Origin of the sequence: Hydrogenophaga electricum, from assembly GCF_030160815.1 — a bacterium.
Taxonomy (GTDB): Bacteria; Pseudomonadota; Gammaproteobacteria; order Burkholderiales; family Burkholderiaceae_C; genus Hydrogenophaga; species Hydrogenophaga electricum.
Window position 1 is genome coordinate 54,309 of sequence record NZ_BSPB01000003.1, and the last position, 18,305, is coordinate 72,613.

Below are 18,305 nucleotides of genomic sequence, written 5' to 3' on the forward strand. Positions count from 1 at the left end.
TCTCCTTTAGACCATGCGGTCCTGGTTCTGCCAGTAGGCCTTGCGCACTTCCTTCTTGAGCACCTTGCCCACGGGGCTGCGCGGCAGTTGTTCGACGATGTCCACGCTCTTGGGCGCCTGCACGCTGCCGAGCTTGTCCTTGACGAACTGGATCAGCGCCTCGGGCGTCACAGATTGGCCGGGCCGCAGTTCGATCACGGCCTTGACGGCTTCGCCCCACTTTGGGTCGGGCACGCCGATGACGGCGCAATCCTTCACCGCCGGGTGGGCCATGACGGCCGCCTCCACCACGGACGAGTACACGTTGAAGCCCCCGGTGATGATCATGTCCTTCTTGCGATCGACGATGTAGAGGAAGCCCTCGGCGTCGAAGTAGCCCACATCACCCGTGCAATGCCAGCCATTGCGCTGCGCCTGCGCCGTGGCCTCGGGGTTCTTGTAGTAGCCGGGCATGACGATGTCGCCCTGGGCGACGATTTCGCCGGTCGCGCCGGGCTCGCGCAGCAGCTTGCCGTCGTCGTCCATGATGGCCACGCGCGTGAAGGTGCAGGGCCGCCCCGCGCTCTGCAGGCGCTGGCGCGGCGCGGGCTTGCCGTCCACCAAGTGGTCCTCCACGCGCAGCACGGTGATGGAGGCGGGCACTTCCGTCTGGCCGTAGATCTGCATCATCACCGGGCCGAAGACCTCGATGGCCTCGGCCAGTTTGTCGGGCGACATGGGGGCCGCGCCGTAGATCAGATAGCGCAGCGCGGAGTAGTCGAACTCGCGCACGTTGGGCTGGGCCAGCAGGTTGTAGATGACGGTGGGCGGCAGGAACAGCATGCTCACGCGCTCCTGCTCGATGGTGCGCAGCAGGTATTGCGAATCGATACCGTCCATCAGCACCACGCGCCCGCCGCGTGCCAAGAAGGGGAAGGTCAGGATGCCCGCCGTGTGGGTGATGGGCGCGGCGGCCAGCACGGTCATGCCGTCCTGCACGTCCATCACCGACATGTGACTGGCGAACCAGGACATCAGGTTGCGGTTGCTGAGCATCACGCCCTTGGAGCGGCCCGTGGTGCCCCCCGTGCCCAGGATGGCCGTCACCGCCTCGGGCCGCGAGGGGGTGACGAACATCTCAGCGCTCCGGCCTTCCGTCAACGCCGCAATGGAGGCGTCGTCCAGCGCGATGCAGTGGCGGATGCGTGGGATCGCCGCGCGGATGGCCGGCACCAGGTCTGCGTAGCGTGGCATGTAGAAGAGCATGTCGCAGTCCATGTCCTGCAGGAACTCGATGTTGCTTTCCAGGCTGTTGCGCGAGCTCACCGGCAGCCACACGCCCTGCGCGCGCAGGACGGCCAGAATGGCCGTGAACGCCGCTGCCGAGTTGCCGCTGAGCACCGCCCCGTGAAAGCCTGGCTCCAGGCCCAGCGCTTGCAGCCCACGGGCCATCTGGCAGGTCTTGGCCTGAGTTTGCGCGTAGGTGGCGACCGGCGCGCTGCTACCGCAGTCCACGAAGCATGGGGCGTTGGGGTGACTGCTGGCGCCCGCGTCGAAGTAGTCGATCAGATTCATGGAGCGCTCACTTGGCTTGTGCGACGGCCTGTTCGATCTTGCCGATCAGCCCTGTGTTGAGGCTGGCCTTCCACTTGTCGTACACGGGGTGCACGGCGGCCTTCCATTGCGCGATCTCCTCCGCGCTGGGGCTGTAGACCTCAAAGCCCTGCTGCTTGAGCGTATCGTCCACCGGCTTGCGCACCTGGCGCGTGAGCTCGACGGCAGCATCCTTGGCGGCGGCGCGCACGAGTTGCTGATCTTCCGGCGTCCAGGTCTTGAACACCGGGCCGGCGACCAGGAAGTGGATCAACTCGTTGAACACGTTCCAGCGCGTCACCTGCTTCTGGCCGAGGGTGGCCACCTTGTAGGCCAGCGCCTGCTCCAGCGTGAGCGTGAGACCATCGACCGCGCCCGATGCCAGCGCCGCCTGCGCATCGGCCCAGGACATGGTGGTGGGGTTGGCCTTGAGCGCATTCATGACGTCCTGCTGCAAGGGCGTGGCCACCGTGCGTATCTTCAGGCCCGCCACATCGGCCGGCTTGGCGATGCGGCGCTTGGCGTTGAGCAGTTGGATGTTGCCGTACTCGCCCGAGGCCAGCGGCTCCGCGCCTGCGCGGCGGATGATGTCGTAGAAGTCCTTGTTCAGCGCGTCGGACGCCAGCACGGCATCGACCGCCTTGGTATCGGGCATGAGATAGGGCAGCAGGAAGGTGGTGAAGTCTTTCACCGTGCCCGCCCAGTTGACGGTGGTGCCCACCAGGACGTCGATGGTGCCCTGGCGCATTGCGGCCAGTTCACGGTCCTGCGCTCCTTGTACCAGGCTAGCGGCGGGGTAGAGCCGCATGTTGATGCGGCCCGCCGTGCGCTCGCGCACCAGTTGCGCAAAATTCTCGGCAGCGGTGTACCAGGTGGTGCCGGGGCCGACGACCAGCGAGAGGCGGTACTCGCCCTTGTAGCCCTGCGCGCGCACGAGGGCCGGTGCCCCCAGTACGCAGGCACCGGCGGCGAGCAGTTGACGGCGTTGGATCATGGTGCTTGTCTCCTTGTTGAAATCAGTAGCCCGACACCCTGGGCAGCCAGAGCGCGAGTTGGGGCATGAAGATCACGGCCACGATGGCCGCTATGAAACTCAACATGAACCAGCCGACCCAAGGCAGCGTGCGCTCCACCGGCACGCCCGCGAGGCGGCAGGACACGAGCAGGTTCACGGCCAGCGGCGGCGTGAACTGACCCAGGGCCGTGACCATGCAGATCAGCACGCCGAACCACACCGGGTTCCAGCCGAAGGACTTGATGAGCGGCAGCAGCAGCGGCAGGAACACCAGGAACAGCGACACGCCGTCCAGGAACATGCCCAGCAGCTTGAAGACGACCAGCACCACGATCAGGGTGCCGATGCTGCCCAGTCCGAGCGAGCGGAACCAGTGCACGATGGGCTCGGCCAGGCCGATGGTGTCGATGCAGTAGGCAAATATGCCCGCGAAACCGAGGATGACCATGATCACGGCCGAGGTGCGCACGCTGTCCACGAAGACCTCGTACAGGTCGCGCAGACCGATGGTCTTGTGAATGGCCAGACCGATGAACAGCACCCACGCGGCGGCCACCACCGCCGCCTCGGTGGGTGTGAACCAACCGGCGCGCATGCCGCCCAGGATGAGCACGGGCGTGACCAGGCCCCAGCTCGCTTCACGCAGGCTCTTCCAGAAGGGCGGGCGTGGCAGTTGCGATTCGACCGCGCCGAAGCCGTGCTTGCGCGATAGCCACCAGGCCGGGAAGATCAGCGCCACACCGGCCAGCACGCCGGGCACCAGGCCCGCTGCGAATAGCTCGGGCAGTGACACGCCCGAAACCATGATGGCGTAGATGACGAAGCCCAGCGAGGGCGGGATGAGGATGTCGGTGGCCGTGGCCGAGCCGATCACCGTGGCAGAGAACGCGGCCGGGTAGCCCGCGCGGCGCATGGCATCGATCATCACCCCGCCGATGGCTGCCGCCAGCGCCGCGCCGGATCCCGAGATGCCGCCCAGCAGCATGGCCACCAGGATGGCCACGATGGGCAGCATGCCTGGCCCCCGGCCCAGCACGGCGGTGGCGAAAGTCACCATGCGCGTGGCCACGCCGGAGCGGTCGAAGGCCGAGCCCACCAGCACGAACATGGGCAGCGCCAGCAGCGGGTACTTGGCCACGCTGGCATCGAAGCTCTGCTGCAGCGTGGAGAGGCCGAACCAGGGCATGTCGCTGCCCATGAAGATGACCACCGCCGAGCCCATCAGCCCCATCGCAACGGCGATGGGCACACCTGCGAGCATCAGCGAGAGAAAACCGACGATGAGGAAGGCACCGATCACGACTGCCCCTCCTCGCCCCGACCGCCCGCATCGGCCTGGCGCGCCGGTGAGGGTATCGTTCCCGGCTCGTGAGGCGGCCCTTCAGTGCCCGCCCGGGCCGTGCGCCAGCCGCGCGTGACGGCGCGCAGGGCTACCAGGGCCGTGAACAGCGGCAGCGACGCCGTGTACCACCAGCGCGGTAGCCCCAGGCCCGTCGTCGTTTCGCCGAATTCGTACTCCGACAAGCCGGCGCGAGCGATCAGCACCGCCAGCAACCCGAACAGCAGCGCCGTCCCGCCCACCGACAGGGCCGCCAGCGCCATGCGGCGGCCGCGCGAACCCCGGCTGTAGAAGAACTCGATGCGGATGTGCCCGTCTTGCCCTGCCGCAATGGCCGCGCCCGCCAGCGTCATCAGCACCAGCAGGAAAACGGAGATCTCTTCCGTCCACGCAAACGACTGGCTGGTGAAATAGCGCACCAGGACGTTGACCAGCGTGATGAGCACCAGCAGTGCCATCGCGGCCACGCCAGCGACTTCCTCCAGCGCCCAGGCGCTGCTTTTTTTATCCGTATCCATGTATGTCTCCTGGGTGTGCTACCCAGGCGACATCTTCGGTACCAAGGCCGTTCGCGTCTTGCCTGCCGGCGCATGGCGAATTGACGCTACGCGCACAAGGGAAAACCCGGTTCTGTCGACCGGGCCGGGCGCTCAGCCGGCGCTCAGTGGGCGGCCATGCGGCGCATCTCGCCCGGCGACACCCCGTAGCGCTGCTTGAATGCGCGGCAGAAGTGGCTGGTGGAGTTGAAGCCCCAGCGGAAGGCGATCTCCGAGATCTGCAAGTGCCGACAAGCCGGGTCACTGAGTGCCTGCCGGCACGCCTGCAATCGGCTTTCCAGGATATGGCCGGCCACCGTGATGTCGCCTTGCGCAAACAGCGCCTGCTGGTAGCGCAACGAGATGCCGTGCGCCGCGGCGATGCGCGCCGGGTTCAGGTCATCCTCGTGCAGATGGCGGGCGATGTAGGTCAGCACACGCTCGCGCATCACGGCCATGGCGTTGAACTTCACGCCGCCGTCCGGCCCCGGAAGCGCAACACCCAGCAGATCGATGGCTGTGCGGCACAGGGCGGCGTAGGCCGAGGGCGGCACCGTGTCGATCTCCTTGGCTAAGGCACGCAGATGCCGCGCCAGGAGCGAGCCCAGGCCCGCGCGGTTGTCGATACGGCAGACGGCAGGGGGCTGCGCGCGCGCCGGCAGGTGCTCGCGCATGAGCTGCCAGGGCACCATCAGCGATATGCTGTGGATTCGCTCCAGTACCTCGAAGCGCTGCCGCAGATCAGTACGCCAAAGGAACATCTCGCCCGGATCGATCTGCTCGTCCCATTGCCGCATCTGCACCCGCTCGCGCCCGCTCAGGTTCAGTTGCAGCCCCAGATAGATCTCTTCGTCGGACGCCGTCCGGCTCGACGGAAGCTCTCCCACGCAGGTGTCGGTCGAGATGCGCAAGAGCGAGGCGCCCGCAAAATCGTGCCGCCGCAGCCGCGCATGGAACGTCGAGGGCTCCGCCCGGGAGGAAAAGTCCCAACGCCGGAAATTGCGTTCCAGGGTCGCTCCCATGGCATCGACCCGGTCTTTGGGGGCCACATGGTCCGTCGACCACTCCAGGGAGAGTTGTTGTGATGACATCTTTTGTCTCCTGCGCGCTTCCTGTCTCCTGAGCGCTGCGCAACGTCGATTTTATCTCCCCGTGCCGGGGGACATTGCATTCAGGACGCGTGTTCACGGTGTCGAGAACGGCTGCTGACCTACCCGGGTTTTCCCTTGTGCGCCTGGCGTCAACTCGCCATGCGCTGGTGGGCAAGACGCGCGCGGGCGAATTGCCAACGATGTACCTTGGTGGCAGCAGGCCTGGGAGAACAGTATGAGCGATCATGAACCCGTCATCGTCGGTGCGCTGCGCACCCCCGTGGGCAAGCGCGGCGGGCGCCTGCAGAAGTGGCATCCCGTCGATCTGCTGGGCGAGACGCTGCGCCAGCTGGTCGAGCGATCCGGCATCGACCCGGCGGATCTGGACGACGTGGTCGTCGGCTGCGTGCTGCAATGGGACCAGCAGCACGGCAACCTGGGCCGGCATGCCGTGCTGGCGGCGGGGCTGCCCGAATCCGTCCCGGCGGTGACGGTCGATCGGCAATGCGGCTCCGGCCAGCAGGCGGTGAGCTTTGCCGTGCACGGCATCCAGGCGGGCGCCTACAGGCTGGTCATCGCCGGCGGGGTGGAGTCGATGTCGCAGGCGCCGATGCCGCCGTCGTTCAGGCCCGGCGCGCCGCTCGGCTCGCAATACAGCCCGCGCGAGCTGGCACGCTATCAGGACAACCCGCTGATGCCGCAAGGCGCTTCGTCGGAGTTGATGAACAAGCGCTTCGGTCTCACGCGCGAGGCCCTGGATGCCTTTGCCGTGCGCAGCCATCGGCGTGCCACCGAAGCCGCACAGGCCGGCCGCGTCAAGGATCAACTGGTGCGGCTGACCGAGGATCCGGCCGACCCGGACAGCCCGGTCGTCACCGCCGACGAGGGCGTGCGCGCGGACCCCAACCCAGCGAAGATGGCCACGCTCAAGCCGGTGTTTGCCGCCGACGGCGCCACCACGGCCGCCAACTCGTCGCAGATCAGCGACGGCGCCGCCGCGCTGCTGATCGCCAGCCGCGCTTATGCCAAGCAGCACGGCCTGAAGCCGCGCGCGCGCTTCGTCAATACCGCCGTGGCCGCCGCCGATCCGGTAATCCAGTTCACCGCCGTGCTCGATGCCACCCGCAAGGCACTGAAGGAATCGGGCCTGAGCCTGGCCGACATCGATCTGTTCGAAGTCAACGAGGCTTTTGGCGGCGTGCCGCTCATGTTCCAGCAGGAATTCGGCATCTCCGACGAACGCCTCAACGTCAATGGCGGTTCGGTGGCCATCGGCCATCCGCTGGGCTCGACCGGCGCACGCATGCTCACCGACCTGCTGTGCGAGCTCGAGCGCCGCGGCGGCCGCTATGGCCTGCAGACCATCTGCGAGGCCTCCGGTACGGCCAATACCACCATCATCGAACGGCTTTGAAGAGCCGGAGCCATTCTTGAGCACGCGCGCTTCCGGATGCACCGGCCGGTAAGGGCCCTCTTCTCCAGCAACGCGTTCCCGATCCGAGAAGGTAATCATCATGACTGAACCCAAATCCGATCCGGAGCCCACGCAGTGGTTCGATACATGGGCCCAGGCGTCCGCCTGGCCAGGCGCGGCTTCCTCGTTCCAGGCGTGGCAGCAGGGCATGAAGCAGATGACCGAGCTGTGGTCTTCGGCCTGGATGCCGATGGGGCAGGCGATACCAGACCGCCGCTTTGCAGGCGACGCATGGCAGCAGGATCCGCGGTTCGCGCAGTTGTCACAAGGCTATTTACAGCTTGCCGCGTCGATGCGCCGTGCTTTGGATGCGGCCCCCATGGATGGACGCAGCAAGGCTCAGTGGGGTTTTGCGCTGCGTCAGGTCGTCGACGCCATGAGTCCGGCCAATTGCCTGGCCACCAATCCCGAAGCGATCCAGGCCGCGATCGACAGCGGCGGCGCCACCCTCGTCGAAGGCGCGAAGCTCTTCCTCGCTGATCTGGCCAAGGGCAAGGTTTCGATGACGGACGACCAGGCCTTCGAGGTCGGCCGCAACGTCGCCACCACCCCGGGCAGCGTCGTGTTCGAGAACGAACTGATGCAGCTGATCCAGTATGCGCCGACCACGGCCAAGGTGCACCAGCGCCCGCTGGTCATCGTCCCGCCCTGCATCAACAAGTTCTACATCCTCGATTTGCAGCCGGACAATTCGCTGGTGGCCCATGCCGTGGCGCAAGGGCATACCGTTTTCCTCGTTTCCTGGCGCAACATCACGGCAGAGCAGGGGCATCTGCGCTGGGACGACTATCTCGAACTCGGCGTGTTCGAGGCCTTGGCCGTTGCCAACCGGATCAGCGGCGCCGACCAAGTCAATGCCCTGGGCTTTTGCGTCGGCGGCACCTTGCTGGCGAGCGCGCTGGCCGTCGCAGCCGCGCGCGGCGAGAAGCCCGTGGCAAGCGTCACCTTGCTGACGACCCTGCTCGATTTCTCGGAAACAGGCGAACTCGGCCTGATGGTCGAGGAGTCGTCGGTGGCTGCACGGGAGGCCGCGATCGGGCACGGTGGGGTTCTGCACGGGCGTGAATTGGCCCAAGTGTTCGCGGCGCTGCGCGCCAACGATCTCATCTGGCCCTACGTGGTCAACGGCTACCTGCAGGGCAAGGCGCCGCCTGCTTTCGACCTGTTGTTCTGGAATGGGGACGACACCAACCTGCCGGGTCCGATGTACTGCTGGTACCTGCGCAACATGTACCTGGAGAACCGGCTGCGAGAGCCCGGCGGTACGGTGCAGTGCGGTGTGCCGGTGGATCTGTCGCGCATCGAGGTTCCGGCCTTCGTCTATGCATCGCGCGAAGACCACATCGTGCCCTGGAAAACTGCCTACATCAGCACTCGGTTGCTGGGCGGCGACACGCGTTTTGTACTGGGCGCCAGTGGTCACGTTGCCGGCGTGATCAATCCGCCAGCCAAGCGCAAGCGCAGCCATTGGGTTGGCGGGCTCAGGCCGGATGCCGAGTCCTGGTTGGACGGTGCGCAGAACGTCGAAGGCAGCTGGTGGCCCGAGTGGAGCGAGTGGCTGAATTCTCACGCGGGTGCGCAAATCAAGGCCCCGGGAACACTCGGCAATGCCGATTTCCCCGTCATCGAGCCTGCGCCAGGGCGCTATGTGAAAGCCAAGGCGACGTGAATACCTGCGCCTTCAACGCCGCGCTGTGCCGCCGCCGTTGCTTCGCCGTGCTCGTCGAGCAGAACCTCAAGGTGCCCATGCGCCTGGCAAGGCACCACGGACGAACTGCGCGCACAGTGCGGACACGTTGAAGCCATCATCACCCTAGGAGCTTCGGTATGAGCGCATCCACCCCACCCGTCCATATCGCCGGTGTCGGCATCACCCGCTTTGCCAAGCAGCAGGAGTTGAGCGTCAAGGACCTCGCGCGCGAGGCCGTGACCGAGGCGCTAGCCGATACGGGCTGGGTAGGCGCAGCCTATTTCGCCACCGCTGGTCAGGGCTGCATCGAGGGCCAGCACATGGTGGTGGGCGAGATCGCGCTGAAGGCCATGGGCATCACCGGCATCCCGGTCACCAACGTGGAAGACGCTTGTGCCAGTTCCAGCACCGCACTGAATGCCGCGCGCTGGTGCGTGGCGGCGGGCGGCAGCGATATCTGCCTCGTCGTGGGCGTGGACAAGTTGTTCTCGACGGACAAGGAAAAGAGCATTGCCGTGTTCGATGGTGCATGGGACGTGCATCGAGTGGCCGAGCAATCGCAGGCGCTGTTCTCGCTGGCGGCCCAAGAATGCCACGAGCAAGGTTCTCAAGCATGAGTTGCGACGAACCGTGGTTCAATTGAAATCTGATGACTGAGAAACAGAAGGGCGTATTACGCGACACCTATGGAAAGCCGGTTAGTGCGGCCTCAGCCGCAGCCTGCCGCGCAAATCTGAGCAACGTCTAGCGCGAAGGCATTCCACGTGGTCGCCCAATCTCCCATGACATACCACTGCCGCGCACGGTGGCGGCGAGTTGCTGCCCCAGCCTCTGTTCGATCACCGGCTTCCACGGCACCAAGCTGAACCCCCTGCCGTCATCCAGCATGGCGTAGCGCCCGCTGGCGAGCATGACGCTGCGGCGGTAGATGCCCGCTATGCGCTGGCCGTCGGTCATGGGGCGGTGCTCCAGGCCGGTTTCGGCGGCAATGTCCTTGGCGGCCTGTGTGACCTCCCGGTTGCGCAGCGTCGCCAGCAGGTTGCGCACCAGGATCACGCGCTGGCCGTGCCGCTCGGCCAGCCCCTGTTCGGCAAGGAAGTCGGCGCGCTGCTGCAGCGCCTGCTTGGCCTCGCTGCCAAAGCCCAAATCACCCAAACCTTTGCCTCCACCGATCAACTGCTGATCCAGCCAAGTGGCACCGATCACGCGGGCCTGCCGCTCAATGGGCAGGTGCGATTTCAGCTCCACCGCCACGCCGCCCAGGCGCTGCGCATCGTACTGGCGGCCCCGCTCGGGCAGATCGTCCGGCACCTTCCATAGCCCCTCGGCCACGCGCTCGACGATGCCCGCACGGCGCAATGCTTCGAGGCGGCGGACATGGGCCGCCACCACTTCCCGCGGGTCGCAGCCATCCTTGGCCTGGCCTTGTGCAATGGCCAGGTGATGGTCGGTGCGGTATAGGCCATTGCTCGCCAGCGCGGTGATGTTCTTGTCCGCCGCGCGCACGTCGGCAGAGCCCTTTACTTCGACCACTGCGCCCACGGAGTACGGCTCCAGTTCCGTCCTGGGCGGCAGCGCCACATAGTGCGCCCTGCCGTCGATGCCATCGACCACCAGATAGCCCCGGTCGTACAGCTCGTCGGCCAGCCCCTTGCCCGCTACGCGGCCGATGATGGACTGCCCATCCTCACCCGGTTGGAATACGGCCAGGTCGCGCTGCTTGCCACCCATCGCGCGCTGCATGGTGCGGATGATGTCGCCGCGTTCGCCCATCGCCCGCAGGGTGGGCTCGGCCTCGGCATGGACGGCCCAGGTGCCGGGCTGGGTTTCTGTCGCCAAGCCCATGCGCTGAAGCTGCTGCAGCCGCCCGACCAGCAGCAGGCGCTGGCGCTGCAGCTTGGGCTCGTTGAAGCGTTCGATCTTCACCAGTCCGTCCACCGCTTCGCGCTGCAGGGTGCGGTCCAGGGAAGTCCAGCGCTCCTGCTCCACCTCACGGGCCAGGGCGCGCTGGATCTCCAGCTCGGTGCGCGGCCCCAGCCATTCGGTGGCCAGTTCCATCGCCTGCTCGCGCATTCCGCGGGTGATGTATTCCTGCGAGATGATGAGATCCTTGCCGGTGTCGTCCTTGCCGCGCAGCACCACGTGGGTGTGCGGGTTGTCGGTGTTCCAGTGATCCACCGCCACCCAGTCCAGCCGGGTGCCCAGGTCCGCCTCCATGCGCTGCATCAGATGGCGGGTGTAGGTGCGCAGGTCTTCGAGTTGGTCGGCATCCTCGGGCGAGACGATGAAGCGGAACTGATGCCGGTCTCCCCTACCCCGCTCCTCAAAAGCGGCCGTGTCCGCCTCGTCTGTGATGGCCCCATAGGCTCGGCCCTGTCCACCCTGGCGGTCCACCCCTTCGCGCTCGATGTAGCGCAGGTGCTGCACCGTGGATTTGCCGCTGGCCTGCTGCAAGTACACCAGCCGCACCTTGACCGTAGCCCGGCGCGAAAACGCCGTCAACGACTGGCCTGTGAAGCGTGCTGCCGTATGCCCGCGCCCCAGGCGCGAACCGGGTGCCTTGCCGGTGGTCTTGCGCCCCCGGCCAGAGACGCCAGCGGCCTTGCTGGTCTGGCGCAGCACCTGGGCAATAAAGGTGTCGCCGCGCTGCTTGGGCTTGCCTGGCCGCACGCGGAAACGGTCATCGTCAGCGGGATTTCCGCGCTGGCTCATGATGAAGCCCCAGCCAAGCCCATCGCGCCCGAGCGGATGCGGCACACGGTATTCCCAATGCCCGCAAGGCATTGGGGCTGTCGGCGGCACCAAGCCGCCATTGAGGGCGTGCCGCCCGAAACCCACGTGCAGACTGACTTTGCGCGCACCCTGGTGCCGCATCCTTCAATCTTGCCTTCCGCATTTGCCTCCCCTGGCACCCCAGGTTCTCGCTCCCAGCAACTGCGGCCCGGTGGCGCTGCTGCGCGAGCAGCCAGCGCGCCGGCGAACGCGGCGACGGCCGCAGGCCGGGCGCGTTCGAGGCAAGACGCCTGCACGTTGGAAGACCGCGCGAAGTGCAGCGCGAATGCGCTCGCACTGCACGCGCGACGACACGGAGGCAGCAGCCGGAACGACACGCCCGATAGCACGATGATGCGCAGCGAATTGGTGGGCATCATGGGCGTGACTCCTGCCAGACCGGGCGCGCAACACCGATCACGGCGGCGGCGCTGATCGGCCCGAAATACCGGCTGTCGAACGACGCCGGGTTGGTGACGCTGAGCAGGAACAGTTCGCCAGGCCGAAGGCGGCGGCACTGCTGCCAGGATGGCAGCGGCCGGCCCAGCCGATCCGCGGGCAGCACGGCGGCCAAAGGCATGCCGTCAATGCGGACGTGGCCCCCAGTGATGCACACCTCCTGCGGTGCGACCGCACCCACGCGCTTGAGCAGCGGGATGCGCGTCGGCAGATAGCCGCGCTGCGCAGCCAGCGCGGCGGCTTCGGCGGGCAGCGGCACCAGCACGATGCTGCCCACGGACAACGAACGTGGCGGCAAGCTGGCGCGACGGTCGAGCGGATCAATGCGATACCAGCCGACCGCCACGCTGTCGGACGGGTTGTAGGTCAGGCGCGGCAGCGGCTGCACGAAGGACGCCCAGGCCAGCGCAGCGAGGCCGCAGGCGGACAGGCCCGCTAGCACAAGGCGAGCGCGCAGGCGCGAGCGAGGATGCGGCGGAATGCCGGTTGCGCCGGCAACGGCGGATGGAAGCGTCATGACAGCGCCCTCCCGGTCAGCCAGGCGGCGTGCCGCTCGGCACTGTATTCAGGCAACGGCAGGCGCGCAGCGAGCCGGTTGGCGAGCGTGCGCCAGTACGCGGGCGAAACGCCTACAGGCGTGATACCCAGCACCTCGATGGCGTCAATGCACTCCAGCACGGCGCGGACTTGGTTTTCGCCCTCGGCATGTAGCAGCAGGCGCGCGCCAGGCTGCACACCGGGGATGCGCTGCGCCGCGTCCAGCGGCGTGCAAGCCTGCATCACCATGAGTTGCCAGCGCACAGTGCCGTAGTCGTTGGCCTGCCAGCGAATGCGGCAGAACACGGCGTTCGGCATGAACACGGCGAGACTGCGCCAGCGGTCAAGCCACAACGTGCGCGCGGGTTCACCAAAGCGCAGGTAGAGCTTGAAGCGCGGTTCGATGTAAGCCAGCGCCACGCGCGTCAGCGGCGCTCTGGCTGGCTGGCCGGAAGGCGCTGCGAGCGCAGCCGTGGCCGCGCCAGCGGCAGGCAAAGCGGATGCAGTCATGGTGTGTTCTCCCTGCGGTGTTCTGGAAACTCCCGCTCCAGCAGCGCGCGCAGCAGGTCGGCCACCGTCACGCCCTGCGTGAAGGCCGATACCTTGATGCGCGAGCGCATCGCGGGCGTGATGTCAAGCGTCAGGCGTGCGGTGTAGAGGTCGCCCTTGCCCAGTGCATCGGCGTCGCCCTGGCGAATCCACGCCTCGGCGTGCGGATTCGCGGGCGGACGCGCGCCGATGCCCACGCGCTTGGCGGCGCGTTTGCTGCTGGGTGATGGCTTCGCGGTCATGACGGCCGCCGCAGCAGTTCATCGACCAGCGCGGTGATTTCGCGCGCGGCGGCGCTGTCGGGCGCTGTCTCGCGCGCCAGCCGGCCAGCGGCCACGCTGTCGGCGAACACGATGCGCTGATGCACTTCCGCGCGCAGCGCAGGAAGCGGCTGCTCGGCCAGCGCGCCGCGTGCTTCGCGTCCGATCACGGTGGTGCTGACGCGCCGGTTGATGACGAAGGCCGCGCGCAGCGCGGGCCGAAACACCTGCGCCTCGCGGATCAGCGCCACCATCTCGGCGCTGGCCCACAGGTCGTAAGGGCTTGGCTGCACTGGAATCAGCACGCGCTCGGCCGCCAGCAGCGCGGAGCGCGCCAAGGCGGCGATGCGCGGCGGCCCGTCGATGACGACGTGATCGGCCCGCCTGGCGAGTTCTGGCGCCTCCTGGTGCAGCGTTTCGCGTGCCAGGCCCATGGCGCTGAACAGCCGTGGCAAGCCTTGCTGGCTTCGGCGCTGCGTCCAGTCCAGCGCGGAGCCCTGCGGGTCGGCATCCAGCAGAACGACGTGCTGGCCGCGCATCGCCAACTCGCCGGCGACGTGGGTGGCGAGCGTGGTTTTTCCCACGCCGCCTTTCTGGTTGAGCAGCGCAACGATCATGGCCTGGCCCTCCGTGTTGGAAGACTTGGCGTTGATCGGCCTGCAAGACCGGCATTTCGATGGCCGGATGCGCAGGCCCGCGCGTGCCGTTTGGCGGTTGTCCACCAGGGCGCGGCGCTTCTACTACCAGTTAGATGAATTACGTTAGATAAGTTAAGGGGGTCGCAAACCCAATGCTGGCGCGGCTTTGCGGCCGATTCGTACTCCTGATAGCACGAGGGTCGTACTCCCGATAGCACGATACCCTGTACTCTTGATAGCACGAGCCCGTCCACAGGCCGCGCACCGTTTATCCCCGTGCCGTGGGCGGCACGGCACGGAACGTCAGCAGTTCCGCTCCATCGCCCGGCATCCGTTCGATGCCCAGGGCATAGCCTGGCAGCGACTGCCGCGCGACCAGCGCGCGCAGGTCGTAGGCGAAGTCCGAGAACCGCGTGCTGCTGCCCGACTTGCGGTACAGGTGCCGAAAGTCGAACTGCCAGCCAGATTCCTGCCGTCCGCCGTGCTTGCGCACCAGCCGGTACAGCCACCGCTCGATCCCACCGGTGAGCCGGAAGTACGCCGGGTCGATGGTCAGCACCAGGGCGGCATCCAGCACGCCGCCGTAGAACCAGTCCGGCAGGATCAGCTCCAGCCCCAAGGGCGTACCCTTGGCATCGGCCAGTTCCTTCCACTCGTTGATCCACGAGAAGCGGTGCAGCCGTCTTCCCGTGGTTTCGCGGATCGACGTGGCTACCGTCGTGGATTGCAGGCGATCCAGCGCGGCTTTGAGGCGCTGGTAGTCGCGCAGCGACGTACCGCGCCCGATGAAGCGCAGGATCTCGTAAGGCGTGGCCTGCATCAGCCGCGACGGGCGCAAGCCCGCGTCGCGTGCTTCGACGATCTGCGAAGCCGCCCAGATCAGCACGTCCGCGTCCCAAATCGTGGCGATGCCGTGCTCGGCCGTGCCCTCCACGCGGATCGTGATGCCGCTGGCCCGAAAGTCGATCGGCGCCGTGCGCCGCGACTTCGCCAGCGAGAAGAACGGAAAGGCCATCAAGTCCTGGCTGTCGCGCGGCGCCATGTCGCCCGGCAGGGCACGGAACAGGTCGAGCTGTTCGCGCTCCCGCGAGGGTTTGGACATGGCGAAGCCCACCCGCGCACCGCCGATCAGCGCGCACGGCTGTCCGCCGCATGGAACTCGGCGTACTCGGGATCGGAGGTGGTGGCGTAGCTGCGGTCTTCGGCCCAGGCATCGAGGTCGGTGACGGCGTACATGACGCGCCGGCCGAACTTGCGGAACTTGGGGCCACCACCCAGCACGCGCTGCTTTTCCAGCGTGCGCGGCGACAGGCGCAAATACTCGGCGGCTTCGTCGTTGGTGAGATAGCGCTGCGGCTGCGCAGCGGGATTCGTGGGAGCGGCGGCAGGCCGCAAGGGAGCGGGACGCATGGGGTGAACCTCCATCGGCTGGTGAACCCCGGCCACACAGCGCGGCCGGATGGAGGCAGTCTCAGAAAACGCGGCTGTTCCGCAGAGGGTCGTTTTGCAGCCAGGGCAAAACGACCCTCCCCAGCTCATTCGAGCTGTGCCATGCGGCGGTAGCCGCCGTCCATCAGCATCTGGCCGCGCCGCACCAGGCGCCGCACGCGCGAGCGCAGGCTGCCGTCGGAGAACCAGTCGGCCGCCACTGCATCAGCGCCGAACAAGCCCTCGGCCACCTCGCGCAAGGACGCACCCGCCAGGGTTGCGTCGAGCGCTTGCAGGGTGTGCAGCTCCAGCAGCGCGGTAGGCATCGGCCGGGGCCGGGTGGCCGGCGGCTCGGCTGCAACGCCGGTCAGCCGGTCGAGTTTGTCCAGTTCAGCCGCGAACGCGCGGTAGCGCGTGCAAGGCGCCCTGCAGGCCCGCACGGCATAGACACAGGCCATGCCGTCATCCAGGCCAGGCGCCAGCGCGAAGCGCAGGCAGCAGCCGGGCCAGCGGGCCACCAGCACCAGGCGGCGGCCGTCGTGGATCAGGTGCTTGCGGCCAGGCAGGTGCCAGAAGCCGAAGACCAGCGCATCCGGCGGCGGGTCGGCGTCCGGGTAGAGCAAGACCAGGGCTTCATGGTCGGGGAACCAGGCCGGATGCGCGTCGCGCGCATCCAGGGCCGGGTCTTCCAGCAGACGCAGGCCCCAGCGCTGCGCGGCATCGGGGCGGCGCGCACGGCGCAGCCAGTCCAGCCGGTACTCGGGATTTCTTCGCAGGTACTCCCAGGCCAGCGCAGGGCCGTCCAAATGCAGCACGTAGAGGTACGCGGCCGTGGGATACCAATGCTCGGCACTTCGATCTGTCATGACGCAAGCTCCCTTGTTGAGTAGGAGAGGCGCCACCAGCCATCAGAGTGCGAGCACTACCGCATCAGATTCCAATCGTTTGAAAACCGGCAGGTCAGTAACTTTCGTGTCAAGACGCAATGAATCCGGTACATTGCATGAATCGTCCGAATGCGGCGGTGGCGCATGAGGTGAATTGCCTCCTGCCACGTCCACCCTGCCGCAAATCGCGCCGGTCATCATGACCGTTCGCGCCTGAGTCACCCCCATTCGCTGCAACAGTCTGGATTAAGACCTGACAGGTCTGAAGCCAGACAAAAATAGCCTCAATCCGCCCGGCTATGCCGTGGCGCGAACGGCTCAATCCAGAATGGAGCCGTTCTCCTGCGCCAGCCGCAGGTACTCCGACAGCGGGCGCACTGCCTTGAAATACCGGTCCCGCGCCACCGGCAGCTTGTTCGGGCCGACGATGGAGGCCAGATCGGACAGCTTGATGTGGCCCAGCTCGGGCATGCCGATCCCCACGTCCATGACTCCGAAAGCGGTATCGCCATCGGCGGGATCGAGCGCGGCCAGCAGCCAGGTGGCGTGCGCGTCCGGCGTGAACAGCCGCACCACGGGCAGCGGGTCGATGGCGAGGCCCGCCGCGCGATCCCTGCCGTTGGCCAGCAACTGCGCACGTTCCTGATCGGTGGTGAGTGGTTCGGTCATGGCTCTGAATCCCCCGCAACGCGCATGATGCGCTCGCACGCTTCGATCCCCAATACGCAAACGCAAACCATCGTCAAGCGCGTGCGCAAAAGCACGAATGCGCCTTGCATCGAAACCGCCCAAGCGTGAAAGCGCAAAGCCGCATTGGCGGGTTTGAGACAAAGCACGGATGTGGCTTTGCGCTTCTGTCCGAAGCCACGGACACGGATTTCAGCAAAAGCACAAAAGCGGCAAGCCGCAAGCGATGAACACTATAGATTGTAGCCCTATAGGACGCCATCGGCTGTCATCTTGGATTTTGGGGAGATCCAGGGTTGGCAGCGAAACACACATTATCGGAGGCACTGAAGACCATCCGACATGCACGAGGTCTGAGTCAGGAAGCCTTCTCCAACGTCTCCAGCCGCACCTACATGAGTTCGCTGGAACGCGACCTCAAAAGCCCCACCTTGAACAAGCTGGCCGAGCTGTGCGAAGTCATGGAAGTCCACCCGCTCACGCTGCTGACGCTGGCCTACGCGGGCAGGAAGCCGAAGCAGACCGAGCAGTTGCTGGCGCAGGTGCGGCAGGAACTGGAGGCGGTGTTGAAGGCAAGCGGCGAAGCGTAGCTGCGCTTGCCGGGCCGATCCGGCGCAAGCCGGTTCGGCGGTATCGAGGGGCGCCAAGCCTGCGCGGCGGGGATAGCCCGCAGGGTTTTCCCCCGGAGGCAAGCGCAGCGCGCAGCGCCGCAGGCGCGAAGGCGGGAGGGATTGGAGCCGAATGGCCGTGACGCCAAAGGTGGCACGGGGCGGAGCCCGCAAAGCCCGGTGGTGCGCAGCACCGACCCGCCCGGCATTTGCATCTGCGAATTCAAACCATCGACCTGCCACCGCGCTGCTTCACCCCGAGCTGCACGCGGGCCAAGCGTTTCCGGTCTTCGATTCTTCGCTGCATCCGCAGCACAGCGCCCCGCCGCGTGGGCGGGGCGCCGGCGGCCGTCAGGCCGCCTGGGGCTTGCTGCGCGACCAGATCAGGTTGTGCGTGCCGCCGTCCTCCTCGATCAGGCGGGCGTAGACCGTTGCCGGGAACGAAGGATCATCCAGGGTCACGGAAATGTAGGGCCGTTCGGCCTTGCTGACCTTGCGCCATGCAGCGCCGATGTCGAAGCCTGCCGCCTGCACGCGGAAATCGGGGGCGTGTTCGTTGTCCCCCTTGTCGTTGGGAACCAGCTTGGCCTTGACGTTGAGGGTCAGGGTGCGCAGCGTGCCGGCGAAGCCGTCTTTGTCTGCGGTAAAGGTGCCGATGGTTGCCATGATGAATCTCCTTACGGTTGAACAAGGTTCGCGCCCATCGCGTCCTTGTTGTGATCCGGCCGGCGGGGGACGGGCTGGCTGCACCGCTTGCGGGCGC

General features: G+C 66.8%; 19 protein-coding genes. 4 read left to right on the forward strand and 15 right to left on the reverse strand.

All coding sequences use genetic code 11. The features are described from left to right. Positions 1-6: 6 nt before the first annotated feature. The 5 genes from QQK43_RS02795 to QQK43_RS02815 all read right to left on the reverse strand — a co-directional run bounded on the left by QQK43_RS02795 (position 7) and on the right by QQK43_RS02815 (position 5,553). The gene (locus QQK43_RS02795; RefSeq protein WP_284306589.1) at positions 7-1,554 is read right to left on the reverse strand and encodes an AMP-binding protein; all 1,548 of its coding nucleotides are present in this window, start codon (positions 1,552-1,554) and stop codon (positions 7-9) included. A 7-nt stretch (positions 1,555-1,561) separates the two neighbouring features. After that, positions 1,562-2,566, reverse strand: a complete 1,005-nt coding sequence (gene dctP, locus QQK43_RS02800; protein WP_284306590.1) for a TRAP transporter substrate-binding protein DctP — start codon at positions 2,564-2,566, stop codon at positions 1,562-1,564. Positions 2,567-2,588: 22 nt separating this feature from the next. Next, positions 2,589-3,887, reverse strand: coding sequence for a TRAP transporter large permease (locus tag QQK43_RS02805; protein WP_284306591.1), 1,299 nt, complete (start codon positions 3,885-3,887; stop codon positions 2,589-2,591). Beyond that, the gene (locus QQK43_RS02810) at positions 3,884-4,444 is read right to left on the reverse strand and encodes a TRAP transporter small permease (protein WP_284306592.1); all 561 of its coding nucleotides are present in this window, start codon (positions 4,442-4,444) and stop codon (positions 3,884-3,886) included. Before QQK43_RS02810 ends, QQK43_RS02805 begins: the two co-directional genes overlap by 4 nt. A gap of 143 nt (positions 4,445-4,587) precedes the next feature. Further along, a complete protein-coding gene (locus tag QQK43_RS02815) occupies positions 4,588-5,553 on the reverse strand; it encodes a helix-turn-helix domain-containing protein (protein ID WP_284306593.1) in 966 nt (321 codons plus the stop codon). Between the two features lie 235 nt (positions 5,554-5,788). Between QQK43_RS02815 and QQK43_RS02820 the strand changes: the two genes are divergently transcribed. The 3 genes from QQK43_RS02820 (at position 5,789) to QQK43_RS02830 (ending at position 9,334) form a co-directional block, all read left to right on the forward strand. Continuing rightward, positions 5,789-6,967, forward strand: coding sequence for a thiolase family protein (locus QQK43_RS02820; protein ID WP_284306594.1), 1,179 nt, complete (start codon positions 5,789-5,791; stop codon positions 6,965-6,967). A 100-nt stretch (positions 6,968-7,067) separates the two neighbouring features. Further along, positions 7,068-8,696, forward strand: coding sequence for a PHA/PHB synthase family protein (locus QQK43_RS02825; RefSeq protein ID WP_284306595.1), 1,629 nt, complete (start codon positions 7,068-7,070; stop codon positions 8,694-8,696). Between the two features lie 158 nt (positions 8,697-8,854). Next, positions 8,855-9,334, forward strand: coding sequence for a thiolase family protein (locus tag QQK43_RS02830; RefSeq protein WP_284306596.1), 480 nt, complete (start codon positions 8,855-8,857; stop codon positions 9,332-9,334). 127 nt (positions 9,335-9,461) lie between these two features. On the opposite strand, the gene QQK43_RS02835 is transcribed toward QQK43_RS02830, so the two are convergent. From QQK43_RS02835 to QQK43_RS02875, 9 genes are all read right to left on the reverse strand, one after another. After that, positions 9,462-11,429 (reverse strand): relaxase/mobilization nuclease and DUF3363 domain-containing protein, encoded by a 1,968-nt coding sequence (locus QQK43_RS02835; protein ID WP_284306597.1) that lies wholly within the window; start codon positions 11,427-11,429, stop codon positions 9,462-9,464. 436 nt (positions 11,430-11,865) lie between these two features. Beyond that, a complete protein-coding gene (locus QQK43_RS02840) occupies positions 11,866-12,465 on the reverse strand; it encodes a S26 family signal peptidase (protein ID WP_284306598.1) in 600 nt (199 codons plus the stop codon). Continuing rightward, entirely contained in the window at positions 12,462-12,995 is a 534-nt protein-coding gene (locus QQK43_RS02845) for a DUF2840 domain-containing protein (protein WP_284306599.1), read from the reverse strand. The genes QQK43_RS02840 and QQK43_RS02845 overlap by 4 nt, the downstream gene beginning before the upstream one ends. Further along, entirely contained in the window at positions 12,992-13,276 is a 285-nt protein-coding gene (locus QQK43_RS02850) for a chromosome partitioning protein ParB (RefSeq protein ID WP_284306600.1), read from the reverse strand. The genes QQK43_RS02845 and QQK43_RS02850 overlap by 4 nt, the downstream gene beginning before the upstream one ends. Beyond that, a complete protein-coding gene (gene parA / locus QQK43_RS02855; RefSeq protein WP_284306601.1) occupies positions 13,273-13,911 on the reverse strand; it encodes a ParA family partition ATPase in 639 nt (212 codons plus the stop codon). Before parA ends, QQK43_RS02850 begins: the two co-directional genes overlap by 4 nt. Before the next feature lie 289 nt (positions 13,912-14,200). Continuing rightward, positions 14,201-15,034 carry a replication initiator protein A gene (locus QQK43_RS02860; protein ID WP_284306602.1) on the reverse strand — a complete coding sequence of 278 codons (834 nt, stop codon included), beginning with the start codon at positions 15,032-15,034 and terminating at the stop codon, positions 14,201-14,203. A 26-nt stretch (positions 15,035-15,060) separates the two neighbouring features. Next, the gene (locus QQK43_RS02865) at positions 15,061-15,342 is read right to left on the reverse strand and encodes a helix-turn-helix domain-containing protein (protein ID WP_284306603.1); all 282 of its coding nucleotides are present in this window, start codon (positions 15,340-15,342) and stop codon (positions 15,061-15,063) included. A gap of 125 nt (positions 15,343-15,467) precedes the next feature. After that, positions 15,468-16,226, reverse strand: a complete 759-nt coding sequence (locus QQK43_RS02870; protein ID WP_284306604.1) for a DUF2285 domain-containing protein — start codon at positions 16,224-16,226, stop codon at positions 15,468-15,470. Between the two features lie 339 nt (positions 16,227-16,565). After that, positions 16,566-16,916, reverse strand: a complete 351-nt coding sequence (locus QQK43_RS02875; protein WP_284306605.1) for a DUF2958 domain-containing protein — start codon at positions 16,914-16,916, stop codon at positions 16,566-16,568. Positions 16,917-17,230: 314 nt separating this feature from the next. Here QQK43_RS02875 and QQK43_RS02880 point away from each other — a divergent pair, with 314 nt between their 5' ends. Then, the gene (locus QQK43_RS02880) at positions 17,231-17,524 is read left to right on the forward strand and encodes a helix-turn-helix domain-containing protein (RefSeq protein WP_284306606.1); all 294 of its coding nucleotides are present in this window, start codon (positions 17,231-17,233) and stop codon (positions 17,522-17,524) included. 369 nt (positions 17,525-17,893) lie between these two features. On the opposite strand, the gene QQK43_RS02885 is transcribed toward QQK43_RS02880, so the two are convergent. Further along, positions 17,894-18,208, reverse strand: a complete 315-nt coding sequence (locus QQK43_RS02885) for a DUF736 domain-containing protein (RefSeq protein WP_284306607.1) — start codon at positions 18,206-18,208, stop codon at positions 17,894-17,896. Between the last annotated feature and the right edge of the window lie 97 nt (positions 18,209-18,305).

What these genes read in the sequence shown, in the direction of transcription:
- QQK43_RS02795 (WP_284306589.1), bottom strand. Translation starts at nt 1,554, where the DNA reads ATGAATCTGATCGACTACTTCGACGCGGGCGCCAGCAGTCACCCCAAC.
- dctP (WP_284306590.1), bottom strand. Translation starts at nt 2,566, where the DNA reads ATGATCCAACGCCGTCAACTGCTCGCCGCCGGTGCCTGCGTACTGGGG.
- QQK43_RS02810 (WP_284306592.1), bottom strand. Translation starts at nt 4,444, where the DNA reads ATGGATACGGATAAAAAAAGCAGCGCCTGGGCGCTGGAGGAAGTCGCT.
- QQK43_RS02815 (WP_284306593.1), bottom strand. Translation starts at nt 5,553, where the DNA reads ATGTCATCACAACAACTCTCCCTGGAGTGGTCGACGGACCATGTGGCC.
- QQK43_RS02820 (WP_284306594.1), top strand. Translation starts at nt 5,789, where the DNA reads ATGAGCGATCATGAACCCGTCATCGTCGGTGCGCTGCGCACCCCCGTG.
- QQK43_RS02825 (WP_284306595.1), top strand. Translation starts at nt 7,068, where the DNA reads ATGACTGAACCCAAATCCGATCCGGAGCCCACGCAGTGGTTCGATACA.
- QQK43_RS02830 (WP_284306596.1), top strand. Translation starts at nt 8,855, where the DNA reads ATGAGCGCATCCACCCCACCCGTCCATATCGCCGGTGTCGGCATCACC.
- QQK43_RS02835 (WP_284306597.1), bottom strand. Translation starts at nt 11,429, where the DNA reads ATGAGCCAGCGCGGAAATCCCGCTGACGATGACCGTTTCCGCGTGCGG.
- QQK43_RS02840 (WP_284306598.1), bottom strand. Translation starts at nt 12,465, where the DNA reads ATGACGCTTCCATCCGCCGTTGCCGGCGCAACCGGCATTCCGCCGCAT.
- QQK43_RS02845 (WP_284306599.1), bottom strand. Translation starts at nt 12,995, where the DNA reads ATGACTGCATCCGCTTTGCCTGCCGCTGGCGCGGCCACGGCTGCGCTC.
- QQK43_RS02850 (WP_284306600.1), bottom strand. Translation starts at nt 13,276, where the DNA reads ATGACCGCGAAGCCATCACCCAGCAGCAAACGCGCCGCCAAGCGCGTG.
- parA (WP_284306601.1), bottom strand. Translation starts at nt 13,911, where the DNA reads ATGATCGTTGCGCTGCTCAACCAGAAAGGCGGCGTGGGAAAAACCACG.
- QQK43_RS02860 (WP_284306602.1), bottom strand. Translation starts at nt 15,034, where the DNA reads ATGTCCAAACCCTCGCGGGAGCGCGAACAGCTCGACCTGTTCCGTGCC.
- QQK43_RS02865 (WP_284306603.1), bottom strand. Translation starts at nt 15,342, where the DNA reads ATGCGTCCCGCTCCCTTGCGGCCTGCCGCCGCTCCCACGAATCCCGCT.
- QQK43_RS02870 (WP_284306604.1), bottom strand. Translation starts at nt 16,226, where the DNA reads ATGACAGATCGAAGTGCCGAGCATTGGTATCCCACGGCCGCGTACCTC.
- QQK43_RS02875 (WP_284306605.1), bottom strand. Translation starts at nt 16,916, where the DNA reads ATGACCGAACCACTCACCACCGATCAGGAACGTGCGCAGTTGCTGGCC.
- QQK43_RS02885 (WP_284306607.1), bottom strand. Translation starts at nt 18,208, where the DNA reads ATGGCAACCATCGGCACCTTTACCGCAGACAAAGACGGCTTCGCCGGC.